This is a genomic window from Streptococcus sanguinis (genome assembly GCF_003943655.1).
In the GTDB taxonomy this organism is placed as follows: domain Bacteria; phylum Bacillota; class Bacilli; order Lactobacillales; family Streptococcaceae; genus Streptococcus; species Streptococcus sanguinis_F.
Map to the genome: position 1 here is coordinate 1 of NZ_RJMM01000005.1, position 18,458 is coordinate 18,458.

Genomic DNA, 18,458 nt, shown 5'->3' on the forward strand with positions numbered 1-18,458 from the left:
AATAGAATAGCTATCAAAATAGACTAAAGGAGTTTGGAATGAAAATCGTTTCTTTATGGTCAAAGGTTTCTCTGGGCTTACAACTCTTGATTGCTTTAATTTTGGGTGTTCTTGTTGCTCTTATTTGGCCGCAGTTTTCGGCTTTTTACCAGTTTCTGGGTCAAGCTTTTATCAGTTTGATTAATATGGTGATTATTCCGCTGGTCTTTCCGGTTGTAGTCGTAGCAGTAGCCAGTGTGATTGGTAAGAAATCTTTCGGGAAGCTTTTGTCAAAGAGTCTGCTCTATTTCTTTGGGGTCACGACGGCGATTACCTTTATTTTTGTCTTTGCATCTTATTATCTGGGCTTTGGTAAGGGAGTCAATATCGGTCAGGCGGGAGCCAGCATTGACGGGATTGCCAAAAGTATTCAGCTGGATGAGTTCTTGCTTAGCTTCATTCCCTCCAATATTGTCAAGTCGCTTTCAGAAGGAGCTCTGCTTCCTATTATTGTTTTTGCTATATTTTTAGGATTTGGGCTTGGAAGTCTCAAGGAAGAAAAGACTCAGAAAGCTGTTGAGCTGCTGCAGATTTGGATTGAGGCTATTTATAAAATTGTCGGTGTGATTGTGAAGCTGTCTCCGATTGGTATTTTTGGTTTTATTGCTAAGGATGTGGCGACGACAGGAGTTGACAAGTTGGTCGGTTTGGGGCAATTTGTAGCAGGAACTTATCTGGCTTATGCGGTTCTAGCTTTAGTGATTTTTCCTTTGATTGCTTTTGCTTTTAGAGTTCCTTATCTGACAAGTTTACAACGGATTTGGAGCCTTCTGACTTTGGCTTTTGTCTCTGGCAGTTCTAGTGTTGTCCTGCCGCCACTGTTGAAGGATTTAAAGAAGCAGGGGTATGATGAGCATGTCATAGATTTGGTTGTGCCTTTGGGTTACACTTTTAATCTTGAAGGGGCTGCTGTTTATTTCTCTGTAGCAACCATTTTTATTGCGCATGCTTATGGGATTGCTTTTTCTGTGTCAGGACTCTTCTTCACTGTTTTGCTTTTGACTTTGATTGGTAAAACGGCTGCGACTGTGCCTTCAGGAGCGATTGTTGTCTTGCTGGCAGCTGCGCCTCAGCTAGGCCTACCGGTGGAAGGCGTTGCTTTGATTTTTGCGGTTGATTTCTTTGTCAATGCCGGTCGAACTGCCCTCAATGTTCTAGGTCAAGTCTTGGCCGTCAGTGTTATTGAAAAGACGGAAGGCAATGTAGTAGAAGAATCGAAAAGCAGCAAGCTGGCTGTTAGGTATTCCTAAAGGAGAGAAGACTTATGAGTCAAGCAAAAGTATACGTTATTCATGAAAATTTGGAGTGGACGCAGCACTTGGTCAAGTGGCTGGAGGAAAAAGATGTGCCCTATGAACTGTGGGATTTGTCCAGCGGGATCCTAGATCTGCAGAGTCCGCCCCCAACAGGAATTTTCTACAATCGGATGTCTGCTTCTTCTCATACGCGTGGACACCGCTATGCACCGGAATTTACAGAACAAGTTCTAGCTTGGCTGGAAGCTCACGGTCGCAAGGTCATCAACGGAAGTGGGGCTATTAATCTGGAAATCAGCAAAATTAAACAGTATTTGAAGCTTTCTGAAGTTGGAATTGCTTATCCGGATACAGTAGCCGTTTTGGGACAGGAGAATATTCTTGAGGCAGCTAGAAAGCTTAATATTTATCCTCTGATTACCAAACATAATCGGGCTGGGAAAGGTTTGGGAGTGCAGCTCTTCAATAGTGAGGAAGAGTTGGAAGCCTATGTAGACAGTCCTGCTTTTGAACCTTCTGTGGATGGGATTACCCTGCTTCAGGCCTATATCAAGCCTGCGGATGGTCGGATTCGTCGTTCGGAGTTTATCAACCAGAAGTTTCTTTATACTGTGTCCATTGATTCATCAGATGGCTTTCAGCTTTGTCCGGCAGATGGGTGTCAGATTGGGCAAAAGCCTGCTCAGTTGGAAACATCGGATAAGTTTCAAATCACGGAGCCGCTGCATGCTAGTCAAAGACAGGCTTATGAAACCTTTCTAGCTCAGGCTGGTATTGATGTAGCAGCTATTGAGTGGGTAGAGTCGGAGTCGGGTCAGATTTATGTCTATGATGTGAATACCAATACCAACTATAATCCGACAGCAGAAGAAAAAGCAGGAATTTTTGCTCATCAGCACTTGGCAGAATATCTAAAGAACGAGCTGGCAGCATCCTATCCAGAATAAATTTAAAACAAACAAAAGCTTTCCGTTTTGGAGGCTTTTTGTTTTTTCTTCATTATTTCTAAAATATGACATCTGTCATTTTGTTTTTATGACAAACGTTAGATGAAGCGCTTACAAAAATTTGTTATATTTAAATTATTGAGATTGCTTCTTTTTTATAAGGGAGTTAGGTGTTAAACCAGGTGTTCATTTTGAACAAGAAAAGTTGAAAGGAGTGTGTTATGTAGAAGCAATTTGGTTGTGAGAAGTCTGATTTTATTTTTAGAATATTGAGGTGTGTCATGAAAAATCATCAGGAAAAAGTGTGTAAAAATTGGTTTATGAGAAAAAGCGGCAAGCGTTGGGTTTTTGGGTGTGCCCTGCTGACTTTTGGAGCATTCTTGTTAGATGGGGGTGGAGTGGTTTATGCGGATGAGGCTAAGGCTAATCCAGCTCCTGCGCAGGTCTTGCAGGCTGATTCATCAGCTGTCTCAGAGCCTGAGAGCGGACAAACAGCTGCTCCTACAATGAATGCTGATAAGACAGAAAACCTTGTAGCTGGGGAGACTGCTGCAACTGTAGCGACGGAAGCGGGTGGTCAGGATGCAGTAGTAGAGTCAGCCAACCAAAAGGCTGATAAGGAAGATCAAGTCACAGCAAATGCTAAAGAGACCAAACAGGAAGAAGACGAACAGCCAGCGGCGAAGGAAGTTGCTTCGGAAAAAATCCCTGCCGTAGAGACTGTAGATAAGCAGTCAGGCTTCAATACTAATTTGGCAGAAGCCAAGGGAGACAAAAATGGAGTTTGGGAAGTCCGGGAACAAGGTCTTTATAGTGATGCCAGAGGCAAAGGTGATAGTTTCTTTTACTCTCAAAGTCAGGGCAAGGATTTTGTTTACTCAACGGATGTAACTTTCCTCAGTAAGGAAGGGGCGGCAGCCCTCATTTTCCGCAGTAATAATAATCCGGATGACAAGAGCAGCTATGCAGTTAATATTGATGGTGGTAGCAACAATGTAAAGTTTTGGCGTTGGCAAGGCGGTCGTGACTATCAGTTTATCAATGAAAAAAATATCGAGCCAACGGATGATAATAAATATCGACTCAAGGTCGTTTCTATCGGCTCTTGGGTATCCTACTATGTCAATGATATCCTAGTGGCCAGCTCAGGAGATTACACGCTCCAGAGAGATGATAAGGGGCAGAATACTTATCTGTCAGAAGGTTATTTTGGCTTACTTAACTGGAATAGCGAGCTGCTTTTTCAAAATACCTTTTATAAAGAAATCACTCCTCAGTCTAATCCCGAGTTGGAGGATATAAGTGTGACTTCTTCGGTTGGGAAAGTGGAGCAGAAAGGTCAGTTTACTGCTCCTATCACTATCCAGTATGTCAAGCATGATGCTGAGACTGTAGACTTGACTGTCGTAGCGAAAAATCCTGCTGCCAAGGTAAGCGTGACCGATGCTGCGGGTAGGGTTTATAGTGATTTGAAGAGTATCCCGCTGGCAGTGGGGGCAAACTATCTGACTGTGACCAGTACTGTGACGGATGCGGATGGGCAGGAGGTCAGCCTGACTTACCGGCTCAATGTCCATCGTCGGCAGGCAGATGAGGTATACTACAATGAGCTCTATCGCGGTCAGTATCATTATTCGGTCAAGGACGGTTGGGCCAATGATCCCAACGGGCTGGTTTATTACAAGGGAGTCTATCATTTCTTCTATCAGTTTTATGACGATACCAAGTGGGGGCCTATGCACTGGAGCCATGCGACCAGCAAGGATTTGATTCATTGGGAAGAACAGCCGATTGCCTTTTATCCGGATGCTAATGGGGCTATGTTCTCAGGCTCTATTGTAGCAGATACAACCAATTCCTCTGGTTTATTTGACAATGACCAGGGCGGTTTAGTCGCACTGATTACTGCCGACGGAAACGGTCAGCGCATTAAGCTAGCCTACAGTAAGGATGAGGGCCGGACTTGGACGAAGCTTAATCAAATTGCAGCTGACTGGACGGATGATCCACTGCAATCTCAGGATTTCCGTGACCCCAAGGTCTTCCGTTGGGAGGGTAAATGGTTTATGGTCGTTGCAGGCGGACCGCTGAGAATTTATTCGTCTGATAATCTGCGTCATTGGAAGGTCGAGTCAACTTATGCGGATCTCCATACGGAGTGCCCAGATCTCTATCCTCTACTGGCAGATGATGGTAGCCTAAAATGGATCCTGTCTCGTGGCGGGCGTTCCTATAAGGTCGGTGATTTTAGACAGGTGGAGGGCAAGTGGACCTTCGTCCCAGATGCTGAGTTTGCTCAGGCTGATCAGGTCATGAACTTTGGTAAAGATTCTTATGCGGCCATGACTTACTACGTTCAGGACTTTGGCAGCAAGGCTAATCCAACCCTGCCCGACATTATTGAGTCTAACTGGATGAATACCTGGGAAGACTACTGCAATCTGGTAGCCGATACCGTCGGTCAGAAGTTTAACGGCACCTTCAATCTTAACCTCAAACTAGGCCTTATCAAGCAAGACGGCAGCTATCGGCTGACTCAGACACCAATTGCAGCTTATCAGACTCTGCGTCAGGAAGACAAGGCTGTGTTGTATAAAGACGTAGAAGTTAGTGAGAAGAATGAGCTGTTGAAAGATTTTTCCGGTGATCAGTATGAAATTGTCTCTACTTTCCGGCCAAGTGAAACGACCAAGAAAGTCGGTTTTAACCTGCGGGTTGGAGATGGAGAAGTGACTAGAGTTACCTATGATTTAGAAAAGGAAACTCTTTCTATTGACCGCAGCCAGTCCGGTATTCTTCTCAGTAATAAATTTGCTCAGGTGGATAGTCAGTCCGTCAAGCGCAATGCGGATGGCAGCATAGATCTGCATCTCTACATAGATCGCTCCAGCCTAGAAGTCTTTGCCAAAGGATATACTGTGGCGGGTGCCAATCAGATATTCCCTGCGCCAAATAGCCTTGCGGCTAGTGTTTTTGTAGAAGGTGGTGCTGCTAAGGCTGACATTGCTCTTTATCCGCTGAAGGGCATCTGGAAAGACAAGCAGGCAGTGACCAAACCACTGGAACTAGTGCAGGCTTCTCCTGTAACAAATAATATTTATGTCGGCGATACTTTGGATTTGAAAGCATATGTCATGCCAGCAAGTGTCTCTCAAGCGGTCAGCTGGAGTGTTGATCAGCCAGATCTGGTCTCTGTCGCGGAAGATGGCAACAAGCTGCGAGTGACTGCTCTGCAAAGGGGTGTGGTCAAGGTAACGGCGACCTCTAAGGAAAATCCAAGCCTTTCCAAGGCCTTCACCATCAATATCAGCCGCAATGACTTTAAGACCAATGTTCCAGACTTAAAAGCTGTCTCTGGTAAGTGGTATGTCGACGGTGAAAGCCTCTATAATCAGAATACCAGCGCCAATGATTATTATATGGGAGGTCAGAAGATTCCTTTCTCTGAGTATAACTTGGATGTGGATCTCAAGTATCAAAAAGGCTTGATTAACATTTTCTATGCGTCTGAAAATGTTGATCCTCGCAATGCTTATTCTATTCAATTTGGCGATAATGATAAGATTCGACTTTACCACTTTATGGGAGAGACGATTGCAGAAAGTAGCATGAATGGCAAGCATCTTAATGACGGCCAGTTCCACCATGTTAAGCTAGTGAAAACTAAAAATGGTGTCAGTGTATCTGTGGACGGTGTAGAATACCTGAACCACCAATTTGATACGGTTGAGCCTTATTATAATGATGCCTACGTCGGTCTGGGGCTTTGGGATGGAGATTTGGAAGCGCGCAATTTCTTTGTGACCAATCTTCATGCGCCAGCGGTTAATAAGACTTCTCTGCAGAAAGTGGTAGACAGTACATCTAGTCTAGATCCGAGCCTCTACACAGATGAGACAGTTCAGGCTTACCAGTCAGCCTTGGCTCGAGCTCAATCTCTTTTGGCAAATGAAAAAGCGGAGCAGGCAGATTTAGATAGAGCAGAGCAGGATCTGAAGACAGCTCTTGCAGCCCTAGCTCTGAAACCAAGTCATCAGGTCACTCCGGAAGAAGGGATAAAGGACCTAGTGGAAGAAAAGCCGTTCTTAGAAGTCGTAATGGAAGAGATTGCATATCAGACTCAAGAACAGGAAAATCCAGAACTGGAAAGAGGGCAGCGGCGGATACTTCTAGCCGGCCAAAAAGGTCAAAAGCGAGTCTTTGTAGAAGTCTTGAACGGTCAGCGAACCATCCTCGGTCAGGAAGTGCTCTCTCTAGCAGTTGACGAACTAGTAGAAGTTGGCAGCAAGGTGGTGGCTGAAAGTGCTAAACAGCCTTTGACAAGGCCCCAGCCACAAGCTCTGAAGCAAGGTGAGAAAGGAAAAGTTATTCCGACGCCAAGATTGCAGCCAGCTCCCGACTCAGCTCTGCCTAAGACTGGCACTCAAGAAGATAAGTTTTTGCCTCTGGCTGGTTTAGCTTTTCTGGGAATGGGTCTTCTAGCTGGAAGGAAGAAACAAGGAGACTAAGATGCCAAGCAATGGTTATTGGCACATAAAAAGGATGGGTGTTTTCCCGTCCTTTTTTGATATAATTATGGCTTGCGAAATGATTCGTTTCTAGCTGAGCATGCTCCAGTATTTGGTAAGAAATTTCGCTACATCCTCTTTCCTCCTTTCTTAATCCTCTATCCGAACTTGCATCCGGATGAACATATCGCGGTGCTGCTCCTGGAGTTGTGGCTGTTCATGAATCACCTCGCAGATATAATCGCCCACAGGAGTATATCCAGCTTGGGTCAGAGCTTGGTGAAAATGCGGCAGAGCTTTTAGTTCATCTGCAAAGGAAGAGCAGTAAGCAACAGCATAAGTTCCTGCCGGCAGCAATATTCGATTTAAGTGAGGGAGTTCATTGGGAGTATGATGGAAGAGACAGAGTTGTTTGGAAATCCATCTTTCTTTTTGGAAATCTTCTTGTTTCATAATGGAGCCAACACGGCTGAAATGAGTGAAAAAAGGACTGTAACGCAGGATTTCTTGCTTGAAGCAGCGGAGAGCAAGTTCGTATTCCTCACTTTTCATTTGATAAATATTTTGATCGATTTCAAAAGTAAGCAGCTGCCGTTCATGAAAAGTTAGGATTTCCAGTTCTTGCTCGCTCTGCTTTTCGCCATAGATACGGGCACCAGACCGAAAGATTTCGATTTCTTGGATTTGTTTTTCTAAATTCTCTTTTTCCTCTAGAAGGCGCTGATAGCGCTCCTCGATAAGCAGGTGCAGTTGAAAATGGTCCTTGTCAGATAGGATTTCTTTGATGTCTTCTAGAGAAAAATTCAGTTGACGCAGGTACTGAATGGAGTCAACCAGAGAAGATTGATTGATGTGGTAGTAGCGATAGTTGGTTTCTGGATCGACTTTATAGGGTTTTAAAAGACCGATTTGGTCATAGAATCGTAGAGTTTGGATGGAAATCTGATTTATTTGGGAAAACTCTCCGATACGCAAAATTTTTTTCATTTTTTAAAACCCTCTATTGACTCTCTAGTTACTAGAGATATTATACTATAATTGTGAAAATAATAACAATTAATGGAGGGTTTGCCATGAGAAATACAAAAATTCGTGCTGTCCAGTATGGCTGCGGCAAGATGTCTAAAGTGATTTTCAAGTACCTACTGGATCACGGTGTAGAAATCGTCGGAGCTATTGATAACAATCCAGCTGTTGTAGGGCAGGATGTTGGTGATTTTGCAGAGCTAGGCTATAAGACTGGTGTCCTGATTTCTGATAATGCTGAACGTGTCTTTAAAGAGTGTGACGCTGACATTGCTATTGTCACCATTGCTTCCTATATGCCGGAAATGTATGATTTTTTTGAAACAGCCATCAAACATGGAGTTAATATCATCACGACCTGTGAGGAAGCCATCTACCCTTGGACGACATCGCCATCTGAAACAAACCGCTTGGACAAGCTGGCCAAAGAATATGGTGTCACTGTAATGGGCTCAGGCATGCAGGATATTTACTGGATTAATATGCCTTGCTTGGCTATGTCTGGCCTTAATCGCATTCAAAAGGTGAAAGGGATTGTCAGCTATAATGTAGAAGATTATGGTCTGGCTTTGGCAGAAGCGCATGGTGCTGGTTACGATTCAGAGCGATTTGAAAAGGAAATTGCCAGTGCTGAGAGTCTTCCGTCCTATATGTGGAATGCTGCTGAGGCTATTTGCTCTAAGATGAACTGGACCATTCAGGATATTTCACAAAAGAGTGTTCCTTACATTTTGGATGAAGATGTTTATTCTGAAACGCTGGGACGTACAGTACCGGCGGGTCAAGTAACGGGTATGTCAGCTGTGACAACCATTCATACCCATCAGGGAATTGAGTTAGAAGTAGAGTGTATTGGCAAGGTCTATCGTGAAAATGACGGAGATATGTGTGATTGGGAAATTACTGGTGAGCCAAATCTAGTCTTCTCAGTCAGCAAGCCTGATACCGTAGCCTTGACCTGTGCCACTATCGTCAATAGAATCCCTTCTGTATTAGACGCACCGGCAGGTTATGTAACTTCAGAGTTGGCGCGTGAGTTGGCCTATCCGACTTATCCGCTTCATACCTATGTGGAAAAATAACAAAGCTTATAACTAAAAATACACCTCCCGCATCAGTTGGGAGGTGTGTTTTTAAGTATTAGTCTTCCTTTTTCTTTAAAAGTAAGAGTCCAGCTGCCCCTGCGATTAGGAGTCCAGCTAGAGCAAAGCTAGTAGGTTTTTCTTGACTGCCGGTCTGCGGAAGGGTCTGACTCTTGTAGGTCAGGACTACTGTTTGAGCCGGTGGATTCACTGTAGCAGGCTTCCAGTCAAGGACAGTCTGACTTGGTGCTTGATAGGTTGGGTCAGGTGCCGCAGGACTTGGAAGATCTGTCAGCTCGGCCAACTGGCTGCCAAAGATAGCATTGGAGATCCAGCGGTAGAAGTGAACAGGGTGAAGCCGATTGGTCGGATTGCCAGCGTAGACAAAGAGAGGCTGTTCTTTATAAGTGCCGGCAATGGCTACGACTTTGTTGGCCAGCTGTTCATTGCCAGGCCACCAGCCAGCGATGTAGAAGTCACTGCCAGCAATGCTGGCAAGAGTCCTAAAGTTGGCAGGAATCTTAGCAATCCAGTTACCAGAGTTGGAGTAAAAAAGTCCATCCTTCTTGTAGCCGCTGGTCAGCGGGTCTTGGTCTTGGATAACGGCCTTCATCAATCCTTCATAGTCACTGCCGTTCTTGAAGCGCTCAGCGTCAAATCCATCTAAGATTCCTAGTTTTTCCAAGCGCTGCATAGCAGAGCCTCCGACGACGATGGTTGGCTTAAGTCCGACAAGAGACTTGTCATAGTTGTTGCTTTCAAGAACGATGACGTCCGCTTCTTCTGGGCTGTCAACGATTTCAAAGCCCATATTTTTCAGAGCTAAGGCAGTATGTGCTGGAGCGTCCACGCCTGCCCATGAGAATTGATGCGGTGGTGCGTAGACCTTGAGAGGCTTCAGAGTTGGTCCCTGTGGAATCTTATAGAGGGCATCACCGTAAATAGCATAACGATCTAAAAGGCTAGTAAAGGTCGGTGTATCAACGATGTAGCCGTCATCTGTCAGGTAGACTTTCTTGCCTTCAGCAAGAGCTTTGTTGACGGCCTTGACCGCGCTCTCAGACGTATTGGCAATGACGTAATAAGGCGCTTTATGATCAACCTGACTGGTACGTGCAGCACGGAGGGCTGTCACGTCGCCTAGCTTGCCTTCAAAGAGCTTGTCGCCAAAGACTGGCTGGGCTTTGAAGCCTTTCATATCAGGAAAATTGACGACCAATTCCGCATACATGGCTGCCCACTTAGATTCATTTGAGCCTTTGTAGAGGACATGGTTGGCATAGCCACGCTTAGCCTGCGCCATATCGACAACCAAATCGCCTTTTTTATAGTTGCCGCTGTCTTCCTTGAGTTCTTTGACCAGGACACCGTTGCGCTTGAAATAGTCAATCATATTAAAGGCTTCTTGGGTATCGTTGTCCTTGTCTACTCCCATCGGGATGACATAGTAGTCTGGGAAGAATTTTTCCTGTCCTTTTTTAATCCGGCCTACGACCTGACCATCAGGTCCGACGAGTTCATTTTCTGCCTTAGGATCTTCGACTTTATTGATTCCGCGCAGGTAGAAGTTGAGACGCATCTCCATGAGCCTGTCGGGGTTCTGAGACAGATAGTCAAGGCCTCCTAAAACTGCATAATATCCAGCCTTGTAGGACTCTTGATTGCCCTCGGGAATTTCGATGGTATGTCCCAGAATGCCATGGTACATAGAATAAACTGCTGTGTAGCCGGAGAAGGAATCGTCCCATCCGTCTCCCCAGTCCAGTTTTGGAATGATGTATTTGTCGTAGCCAGAGTTGGCAACGCCGGCCCGTCCCATATGATGGGCATTGTCCAGCATGAGGTCAGATAAAAGGTCATATTCAAAGTTAGGATCGTGAGGCGGGGTTGCCGGCTCAATCAGGAATTCCTTGACAAAGCCGTGGATATCATAGAGGGCAATTGGGTTCCATTTGTTAATCAATCCAGCAACGATACGGGTTTCAGGATTGGCTTGGTAGCCAGTATCACGGTTAGGGTCAAGTCCATTGGCCAGAGCCCGAGTGTTGAGGACATCGCCGTCAGGGTTCTCCGTAAAGTCAAAGAGGAAGATAAACTTCTTTAGTAAATCTTGGATTTTGAGAGTGACAAGTTTTTCAGAACCATCGGCAGCGGTTGTTTTGAAGCTGACTTGGTCTTTAGTTGCAAAAGTTTTAAAGAGACCTGTGATAATATCAATCCCAGGCTGTTCATCAGCATGGGTGTTGTTAATGAGCACAGGCAGTTTATAATCTAAGTTGCCATTTTTGAGAGCTGCCAGCATTTCTGCTGGTTTGGTCAAGGCCTGCGGATTAGTTGTGCTGAGGTAGTCGTCGATGCTCTTTTGGTCAGAACTGATGATACCCAGCTTGATATCGCGGCCCTGAGCGCTCTTTCCAATGTTCTCAATCTGTACCAAACGATCTGTTTTGGCATCCTGTCTGCTTTTTTCAATAGATGCCAGCATCTCCTCATGGCTATGGAAGTCTTCATAAGGGCGCAAGACGATATTTTTGCGAATAGTCAGGTTCAGGTCCTGGCTCGTACCGACCAGTTCATGGTTGCCAATGAAGTTTCGATAGGTCCGGCGAATATTATGGGGAGAGCGCAGGCTGAGATCGTCTCCGAAAAGCTTTTGAAACTGCAGATTCAGATGAAGATTGTTCCCGTCGGCCTTTTCCTCAATTGTGACAAAGGGTTGGCCGGTAAAGGTGCCGCTGTCCATGTTCCAGGTTTTCCAGTCGGCTATTGGTTTATTGTCCAAAGTCCAGGTCAGTTTGCCCGCCTGAGAAGCCTGTCCTTGGACAGTTTCCTTGAGCTCTGCAGGCTCGGACATATAAACTGTACTGTCAGCCAGCTGGGTCTTGGCTTCCTCAGAAGCAGCTACTCTTGTTTGAGCTGCTGCAGAGACAGCTGGATTGTCCGCTGCAGGAGCAGGAGTCTGTTCTTTTTCTCCTGTCTGATTTGGAGTAGCTTGAGCTGCTTCTGTTGCAGGAGTGACAGCCTCTACTTGATTGGCAGCTGGCAGTGACTCAGTGCTGTTCTGCTGGTCAGCTGCAGCCTTGCCCTGAGCCAAAACAGTCATCAATACAGCGGCTGATAAACTTAAGGCCTGAGTATAGAGACGCTTCTTGTATGAATCGTTCATTAGGAAATCTCCTTTGTGTAAAATATTCTATATTTAGTATAACAAATATCGAAAGCGCTTTCAATTAAAAATAGAAAAAACTTACAAAGGTGTTCAAAATAGTTTCTCAGGTGAATTGCTGAGAATAGGGGGATTTTCCTTATTCCGAGTGCTATTTGCAATATCCGAACCTTCTGTCTTTATTTTCTGAAATAGTATACAAATTCCTCGAATTTATGCTACAATGAGACAAACTAAAAATGATTGGAGCCAAGCATGAAAGCAATTATTACCGTTGTCGGAAAAGATAAAACAGGGATTGTAGCCGGAGTTTCCACTAAGATTGCGGAGCTGGGGCTGAATATTGACGATATTTCCCAAACCGTTTTGGAGGAATATTTTACCATGATGGCCTTGGTGTCAAGCGATGAAAAGCAAGATTTTACGGCCCTTCGCAATGAGTTTGAAGCTTTCGGCCAAGAGCTCAACGTCAAAATCAATATTCAAAGCGCAGCCATTTTTGATGCCATGTACAATATCTAAGGAGTCAAGGATGGATATTAGACAAGTAACAGAAACCATTGCCATGATTGAGGAGCAGAATTTTGATATTCGGACCATCACCATGGGCATTTCACTCTTAGACTGTATCGACACAGATATTGATCGGGCGGCGGAGAAGATTTACCAAAAAATAACTACCAAAGCGAAAGACCTGGTGGCAGTTGGGNATGAAATTGCAGCAGAGCTCGGGATTCCCATCGTCAACAAGCGGGTTTCAGTGACTCCGATTTCGCTGATTGGGGCAGCGACAGACAGCAGAGATTATGTGCCGCTAGCCAAGTCTTTAGACAAGGCGGCCAAGGAAATCGGTGTTGACTTTATCGGCGGCTTCTCGGCCTTGGTACAAAAGGGCTATCAAAAAGGCGATGAAATTCTTATTAATTCTATTCCACGTGCTTTGGCTGAGACGGACAAGGTCTGCTCCTCTGTCAATATCGGCTCAACCAAGACCGGTATCAATATGACGGCAGTGGCGGATATGGGGCGGATTATCAAGGAAACAGCCCAGCTTTCTGACATGGGGGCGGCCAAGCTAGTCGTCTTTTCCAATGCGGTAGAGGATAATCCTTTCATGGCGGGTGCCTTCCATGGTGTCGGTGAAGCAGATGTGGTCATCAATGTCGGTGTTTCTGGGCCTGGTGTTGTCAAACGAGCCTTGGAAAAGGTTCGTGGTGAGAGCTTTGACGTGGTCGCTGAAACGGTCAAGAAAACGGCCTTCAAAATCACCCGTATCGGTCAGTTAGTCGGTCAGATGGCCAGCGAGCGTCTGGGCGTCAAGTTCGGGATTGTTGACTTGAGTCTGGCTCCAACACCGGCAGTCGGAGACTCAGTGGCCCGTGTCTTGGAAGAAATGGGCTTGGAAACAGTTGGCACTCATGGCACGACAGCGGCGCTTGCCTTGCTAAATGACCAGGTCAAAAAAGGTGGTGTCATGGCCTGCAATCAGGTTGGTGGTCTGTCTGGTGCTTTCATTCCTGTGTCAGAAGATGAGGGCATGATTGCTGCAGTACAGAATGGCTCGCTCAATCTAGAAAAGCTAGAAGCTATGACAGCTATCTGCTCGGTAGGTTTGGATATGATTGCCATTCCAGAGGTGACACCGGCTGAAACCATCGCGGCCATGATTGCGGATGAGGCAGCGATTGGCGTTATCAATCAGAAGACGACAGCTGTGCGGATTATTCCAAAGGGCAAGGAAGGCGATATGATTGAATTTGGCGGGCTCTTGGGAACAGCTCCGGTCATGAAGGTCAATCAGGCTTCGTCAGCTGCCTTTATCGCCCGGGGGGGTCAGATTCCAGCGCCCATTCACAGCTTTAAAAATTAAAAAGCTAGATTTGAAACAGCTTTTAAGATAGCCTCGTAAAGGACAGCTATTCAGTTTCCGAATAGGAGTTTGAGTGATTGAGTCTAGCTGGATGCTTGAAATGTAGGGGATTATAAGGAGATTGTTTAGGTTATGAATAAAAGAGAGCTAGCTGAGCTGGCCCTTGATTTAGGTTTGGATTTTGATAAAGAGAGCGGCATTATATATGGCCGTAGAAGGGATTATGCTTTTTATCTAGAGACCATAACAGATGGCGATGAATTTGCGATTTTCTTTTCAGTCAGATGTGAGCAGGGCTATATAGGTCGAGATACCTTAGAAGCTCTGATCAACGATTCCGAGGTCTTGATTGATTTTGAGAGAGCTGGCTATAGCCTAGCCTGTCAGATTTTGGCTAATCAAGACCGAGATTTGCTGCCGGACATTTTGGAGGAGGCTATCGAAGACTGCACCCGCTACTTTGAGGAACAAGGGCTGGTTAGCGCCTGTGAGAAAACCGGTGAAACTGGAGATGTGAACCTGTATCAGTTCAAAGGAGATTGGCTCTTTCTCACGCCATCTAGCTATGAGCGGATGGTTTCCATCTCACAGGATAAGGTGACAAAGCGCTCCCTTCCTCATCAAAGACCGCAGAAAATACATTATTTTCTGGGGATTGTCGGGGCTTTCTTGACTAGCTTGCTTGGTGCATGCCTTGTCTTCTTCCTGACAGGTGCATCCTTGGCTATGGGCTTCATATCAAGTTTTACACTGCTATTTAGCATTGCTTGTTATGAAAAGTTTGTCAAAGGGATTTCGGTTTTAGGAATTGTAGCAAGTTTCTTTTTTACTTTAACGATGAGCTTTGTAGCTGTTCAAATTGGTTATGCCAATTCTTTTTACCAAGGGGAAGGCAATATTTTGCAGGCTATTATCGCTATTAATAAAGCCGCTTTATCCGGACAGTTTGGTCTTAATTATTGGCTCCATTATCTGTTCATTGTTCTTGGATGTGTCAGTGCTGTAAAAGTTCATGTTAAGTCTCTATAGTTGATTAGATGCTGATTTCACGGTAAGCCTCTGTCTATCATAGCGGAGAACTGAGTTCTCCCTCTTCTTTATCCTAAAGAATTCGAAGGCCTTTTTCAAAATTTACTATAACAAACAAAAATAAAAGAGGTAAACTATGTCAAAAACAAGACTCTATGTTATCCGTCATGGCAAGACCATGTTTAATACTATCGGCCGGGCACAGGGCTGGTCTGATACGCCGCTGACTGCCGAAGGCGAGCGCGGTATTCGTGAGCTGGGTATCGGATTGCGAGAGTCTGGCTTGCCTTTTATCAAGGCTTTTTCAAGTGATAGCGGCAGGACCATTCAGACCATGGGGATTATCCTAGAGGAGCTGGGTCTGACTGGCCAGATTCCCTATCGCTATGACAAGCGCATCCGGGAGTGGTGTTTCGGAAGTTTTGATGGTGCCTATGGGGGTGAGCTCTTTCATGGCGTTATCCCACGAGTTCTTAAGACGGATAATTACAAAGAGCTCAGTTGGCCGGATTTGGCGAATGGTCTGGTAGAAGTGGATTCGGCTGGCTGGGCTGAGCCTTGGGACAAGCTTAGCGGTCGGATTTTAGAAGGCTTTGAAGCCATTGCTAGAGAGGTGGAGTCCTCTGGCGGCGGCAATGCTCTGGTTGTCAGCCACAGCATGACCATTGGTACTTTGGCTTATCTGGTTGATGAGAATATCACGAAAAATCCTAATGTCGATAATGGCAGTGTCACAGTGTTGGAGTATGAAAATGGTCGCTTCAGCATTCAAGCTCTGGGCGATGTGTCTTACCGTCAGCTCGGCGCAGCTATATTGGACCGAGAAAATCAAGAATAAGCGGGAGTTTTGAGACTCCTGCTTTTTGCTTTGAAAGCCAGATGGCGCCAATTTCTTTATAAAATGGTATAATATGAAAAGAATAACGGAGGAAATGAAATGGCAAAAACAAGATTATACTTGGTTCGTCATGGCAAAACCATGTTTAATACTATCGGCCGGGCTCAAGGCTGGTCTGATACCCCTTTGACTGAAGTTGGGGAACGTGGCATTCATGAGTTGGGCATTGGCCTGAGAGAAGCTGGGCTAGAGTTCAAATTAGCCCGTTCTAGTGACAGCGGCCGAACTATTCAGACCATGGGCATTATTCTAGAGGAGCTGGGATTGACAGGACAGATTCCTTATACCTTTGACAAGCGGATTCGCGAATGGTGCTTTGGCAGTTTTGACGGTGGTTATGATGGAGAACTCTTTATGGGTGTGATGCCCCGGGTTTTCAATATTGAGCATGTCCATCAGCTCAGCTATGCTGAGTTGGCAGAAGGTCTTGTAGAAGTCGATACAGCTGGCTGGGCGGAAAACTGGGAAAAGCTCAGCGGCCGAATCTGGGAAGGTTTTTCAGCCATAGCTGAGGAGCTGGAAGCTGCTGGCGGTGGCAATGCTCTTGTCGTTAGCCACGGCATGACCATCGGAACCTTTGTCTATCTAATCAATCGAACTCGGCCTCATGGTTTGGACAATGGTAGTGTGACGGTTGTAGACTATGAAGACGGTAAATTCACAGTAGCTTGCGTCGGAGACATGTCTTATCGAGAGGTCGGTGCCAAAGTAATGGAGGAAGAAGTTGAAGCGCGCTAAACATCGCAAAGAAAAGAGAAAATCGAAGTCTAAGAAGATTGGGTTAACGTTTTTGTTGTTAACCGTCTTGTATCTGGCAGCTGGAGGAACGGTGATTTATTTCCGTCCGTCCCTGCTGCAGGATCTGCTTGCAAAGATTCAGTTTTCGGGTTCGTCCAGCAGTTCTGCTACGAAGGGCACTTCTAGCTCAGAGAGTTCGCAGTCTGATTTGCCCAAAGTTTCTTCTGCTGACTGGAATTTGATTTTGGTCAATCGTGACAACCAGCAAGAAGAAAAGACACCTGATCTAACTCAGATTGGAGAGGTCCAGGTCGACAGCCGCATTGCTGAAAATACTCGGCAATTCCTAGCTGCAGCCCAAGCGATAGCTCCTGAAGAAACTTTAATCTCTGGCTATCGCAGCCGAGCGGAGCAGGAGGAACTCTATAACGAAAAAGTTGCTGGGGAAGTCGCCAAAGGCTTGTCAAATGAAGAAGCAGTCAGTATCGTGCTGAAGCAGGTGCAGCTTCCAGGAGCCAGCGAACATCAAACGGGCTTGGCTATTGATATGAGCGTTCCAGAAGGCCAGGAGGATGAACTGGCAGCCAAAATTGCTGAGCTAGCTCCGCAATATGGCTTTGTCCTTCGCTATCCGGATGGCAAGAGTGATATTACTGGAGTTGATTTTGAGAATTGGCATTACCGCTATGTCGGTGTGGAGAATGCCCAGTATATGCAGAAGCATAATCTGGTTCTGGAAGAATATATCGCCCTGCTGAAGGCAGCTGGAAAATAAAAAAGTAAGTCAGGTGTTCCTGGCTTTTTCTATGCAGATTTATCAGGATGCAGCTCTCTAATCCTTTTAGCTCCTGATTAAATCAACTACAAGTATTGAAAGATAAAAATGAATCACTTTCTGTAAAAAATATTTATAAATCCTTGACAACTATATCGGACTGCGATATAATTTTTATATCAAGGTTCGATATATCGAGGTGAAAGTGAGATAAAAAGATGAGTGGATTGACAGAAAAGCTTAGGAGAGTCTATGTGCCAATGACAGAGACAGGTTTTTATATCCTCTTCTGTCTTCAAAAGGAGAGGCATGGTTACAGTATTACTCAAAAAGTCAAGGAACTGACAGAAGGGCAGCTATCTATCAGCCCGGGAACCATGTACGGAACCTTGGCAAAGATGGAAAAAGATGGTCTGATTGTCTTTGTTCGTGAGGAAGAAAAGAGAAAGCTCTATTCTATCACGGAGCTTGGAAGACAGATTTTAGAGTTGGAAATCCAGCGGATTGAGCGCCTTTACCGCAATAGTAAGGAGGAAGTTTGATGGAAAAGAAGATTGTCTATAAAATCTTTACCATTGCAGACTATGACAGAGAAGCGGCTTATTTTAAAAAAATGCATAGCCAAGGCTGGAAATTGAAAAAAGTAAGTTATTCTCACTTTCTTGTTGCGGTTCGTTATGCTTTTGAAGCCTGTCCGCCTCAGGACGTGGCCTATCAATTAGATTTTCGCCCCATAAAGAAGGCGGAGCAAGAATCCTATTATCAACTGTTTGAGGATTGTGGCTGGGAGCATATTACAAACTTTAATCAATTTTCTTATTTCCGCAAGCCAGTTTCTCAGATTGATGCGGAGAGCAATCTTGAAATCTATAATGACGCATGGTCTAAGCTAGAAATGGTCAAGCGTTTACTTGTATGGCGGTTTTTGCCAGCCATCATGGTTTTGTGTGTCACGACTTATCTCATTCTAGATATTTCCCAGAAAAGTTTGAAAGCAAGTCTGTTATTCAAATCAATCTTAGCAATAGACTGTCTTATATTGCTCATTCTGTTCTGTCAACTGGTCCATATTGCCTTGCGTTTTTGGAAAATGAGGCAGGAACTGAAAGACTGATTGCAGTTTT

14 protein-coding genes are annotated in these 18,458 nt (G+C 45.1%); 12 read left to right on the top strand and 2 right to left on the bottom strand.

Annotation, left to right across the window (positions count from 1 at the left end; translation table 11 throughout):
- Positions 1-38: 38 nt before the first annotated feature.
- The 3 genes from D8886_RS03750 (at position 39) to D8886_RS03760 (ending at position 6,750) form a co-directional block, all read left to right on the top strand.
- Positions 39-1,289 carry a dicarboxylate/amino acid:cation symporter gene (locus tag D8886_RS03750; protein ID WP_002914012.1) on the top strand — a complete coding sequence of 417 codons (1,251 nt, stop codon included), beginning with the start codon at positions 39-41 and terminating at the stop codon, positions 1,287-1,289.
- A gap of 14 nt (positions 1,290-1,303) precedes the next feature.
- Entirely contained in the window at positions 1,304-2,242 is a 939-nt protein-coding gene (locus D8886_RS11680) for an ATP-grasp domain-containing protein (RefSeq protein WP_185761244.1), read from the top strand.
- Positions 2,243-2,523: 281 nt separating this feature from the next.
- A complete protein-coding gene (locus tag D8886_RS03760; protein WP_125434281.1) occupies positions 2,524-6,750 on the top strand; it encodes a GH32 C-terminal domain-containing protein in 4,227 nt (1,408 codons plus the stop codon).
- A gap of 150 nt (positions 6,751-6,900) precedes the next feature.
- Here D8886_RS03760 and D8886_RS03765 read toward each other — a convergent pair whose 3' ends face one another.
- On the bottom strand, positions 6,901-7,737 hold the full coding sequence (locus D8886_RS03765) for a MerR family transcriptional regulator (RefSeq protein ID WP_125434282.1): 837 nt from the start codon (positions 7,735-7,737) through the stop codon (positions 6,901-6,903).
- A gap of 86 nt (positions 7,738-7,823) precedes the next feature.
- Between D8886_RS03765 and D8886_RS03770 the strand changes: the two genes are divergently transcribed.
- Positions 7,824-8,858 carry an NAD(P)H-dependent amine dehydrogenase family protein gene (locus D8886_RS03770; protein WP_125357298.1) on the top strand — a complete coding sequence of 345 codons (1,035 nt, stop codon included), beginning with the start codon at positions 7,824-7,826 and terminating at the stop codon, positions 8,856-8,858.
- A 58-nt stretch (positions 8,859-8,916) separates the two neighbouring features.
- Here the strand turns inward: D8886_RS03770 and D8886_RS03775 are convergent, their stop codons facing one another.
- The gene (locus D8886_RS03775; protein WP_125357299.1) at positions 8,917-12,024 is read right to left on the bottom strand and encodes an LPXTG-anchored zinc carboxypeptidase; all 3,108 of its coding nucleotides are present in this window, start codon (positions 12,022-12,024) and stop codon (positions 8,917-8,919) included.
- Positions 12,025-12,279: 255 nt separating this feature from the next.
- Between D8886_RS03775 and D8886_RS03780 the strand changes: the two genes are divergently transcribed.
- The 8 genes from D8886_RS03780 (at position 12,280) to D8886_RS03815 (ending at position 18,448) form a co-directional block, all read left to right on the top strand.
- Complete coding sequence (locus D8886_RS03780; protein ID WP_002893729.1) at positions 12,280-12,546, top strand: ACT domain-containing protein; 267 nt, start codon at positions 12,280-12,282, stop codon at positions 12,544-12,546.
- Positions 12,547-12,556: 10 nt separating this feature from the next.
- Positions 12,557-13,894, top strand: coding sequence for a PFL family protein (locus D8886_RS03785; RefSeq protein WP_125434283.1), 1,338 nt, complete (start codon positions 12,557-12,559; stop codon positions 13,892-13,894).
- Positions 13,895-14,026: 132 nt separating this feature from the next.
- The gene (locus D8886_RS03790) at positions 14,027-14,923 is read left to right on the top strand and encodes a hypothetical protein (protein ID WP_125434284.1); all 897 of its coding nucleotides are present in this window, start codon (positions 14,027-14,029) and stop codon (positions 14,921-14,923) included.
- A gap of 136 nt (positions 14,924-15,059) precedes the next feature.
- A complete protein-coding gene (locus tag D8886_RS03795) occupies positions 15,060-15,761 on the top strand; it encodes a histidine phosphatase family protein (protein WP_125434285.1) in 702 nt (233 codons plus the stop codon).
- A gap of 99 nt (positions 15,762-15,860) precedes the next feature.
- Positions 15,861-16,559, top strand: a complete 699-nt coding sequence (locus D8886_RS03800) for a histidine phosphatase family protein (RefSeq protein WP_125434286.1) — start codon at positions 15,861-15,863, stop codon at positions 16,557-16,559.
- The gene (locus D8886_RS03805) at positions 16,546-17,334 is read left to right on the top strand and encodes a M15 family metallopeptidase (RefSeq protein ID WP_125434287.1); all 789 of its coding nucleotides are present in this window, start codon (positions 16,546-16,548) and stop codon (positions 17,332-17,334) included. Before D8886_RS03800 ends, D8886_RS03805 begins: the two co-directional genes overlap by 14 nt.
- 218 nt (positions 17,335-17,552) lie before the next feature.
- Positions 17,553-17,876 carry a PadR family transcriptional regulator gene (locus D8886_RS03810; RefSeq protein ID WP_125434288.1) on the top strand — a complete coding sequence of 108 codons (324 nt, stop codon included), beginning with the start codon at positions 17,553-17,555 and terminating at the stop codon, positions 17,874-17,876.
- Entirely contained in the window at positions 17,876-18,448 is a 573-nt protein-coding gene (locus D8886_RS03815; RefSeq protein ID WP_125434289.1) for a DUF2812 domain-containing protein, read from the top strand. Before D8886_RS03810 ends, D8886_RS03815 begins: the two co-directional genes overlap by 1 nt.
- Positions 18,449-18,458 lie beyond the last annotated feature (10 nt).

Coding starts and splice junctions, on each gene's coding strand:
- D8886_RS03750 (WP_002914012.1), top strand. CDS start 39: ATGAAAATCGTTTCTTTATGGTCAAAGGTTTCTCTGGGCTTACAACTC.
- D8886_RS11680 (WP_185761244.1), top strand. CDS start 1,304: ATGAGTCAAGCAAAAGTATACGTTATTCATGAAAATTTGGAGTGGACG.
- D8886_RS03760 (WP_125434281.1), top strand. CDS start 2,524: ATGAAAAATCATCAGGAAAAAGTGTGTAAAAATTGGTTTATGAGAAAA.
- D8886_RS03765 (WP_125434282.1), bottom strand. CDS start 7,737: ATGAAAAAAATTTTGCGTATCGGAGAGTTTTCCCAAATAAATCAGATT.
- D8886_RS03770 (WP_125357298.1), top strand. CDS start 7,824: ATGAGAAATACAAAAATTCGTGCTGTCCAGTATGGCTGCGGCAAGATG.
- D8886_RS03775 (WP_125357299.1), bottom strand. CDS start 12,024: ATGAACGATTCATACAAGAAGCGTCTCTATACTCAGGCCTTAAGTTTA.
- D8886_RS03780 (WP_002893729.1), top strand. CDS start 12,280: ATGAAAGCAATTATTACCGTTGTCGGAAAAGATAAAACAGGGATTGTA.
- D8886_RS03790 (WP_125434284.1), top strand. CDS start 14,027: ATGAATAAAAGAGAGCTAGCTGAGCTGGCCCTTGATTTAGGTTTGGAT.
- D8886_RS03795 (WP_125434285.1), top strand. CDS start 15,060: ATGTCAAAAACAAGACTCTATGTTATCCGTCATGGCAAGACCATGTTT.
- D8886_RS03800 (WP_125434286.1), top strand. CDS start 15,861: ATGGCAAAAACAAGATTATACTTGGTTCGTCATGGCAAAACCATGTTT.
- D8886_RS03810 (WP_125434288.1), top strand. CDS start 17,553: ATGAGTGGATTGACAGAAAAGCTTAGGAGAGTCTATGTGCCAATGACA.
- D8886_RS03815 (WP_125434289.1), top strand. CDS start 17,876: ATGGAAAAGAAGATTGTCTATAAAATCTTTACCATTGCAGACTATGAC.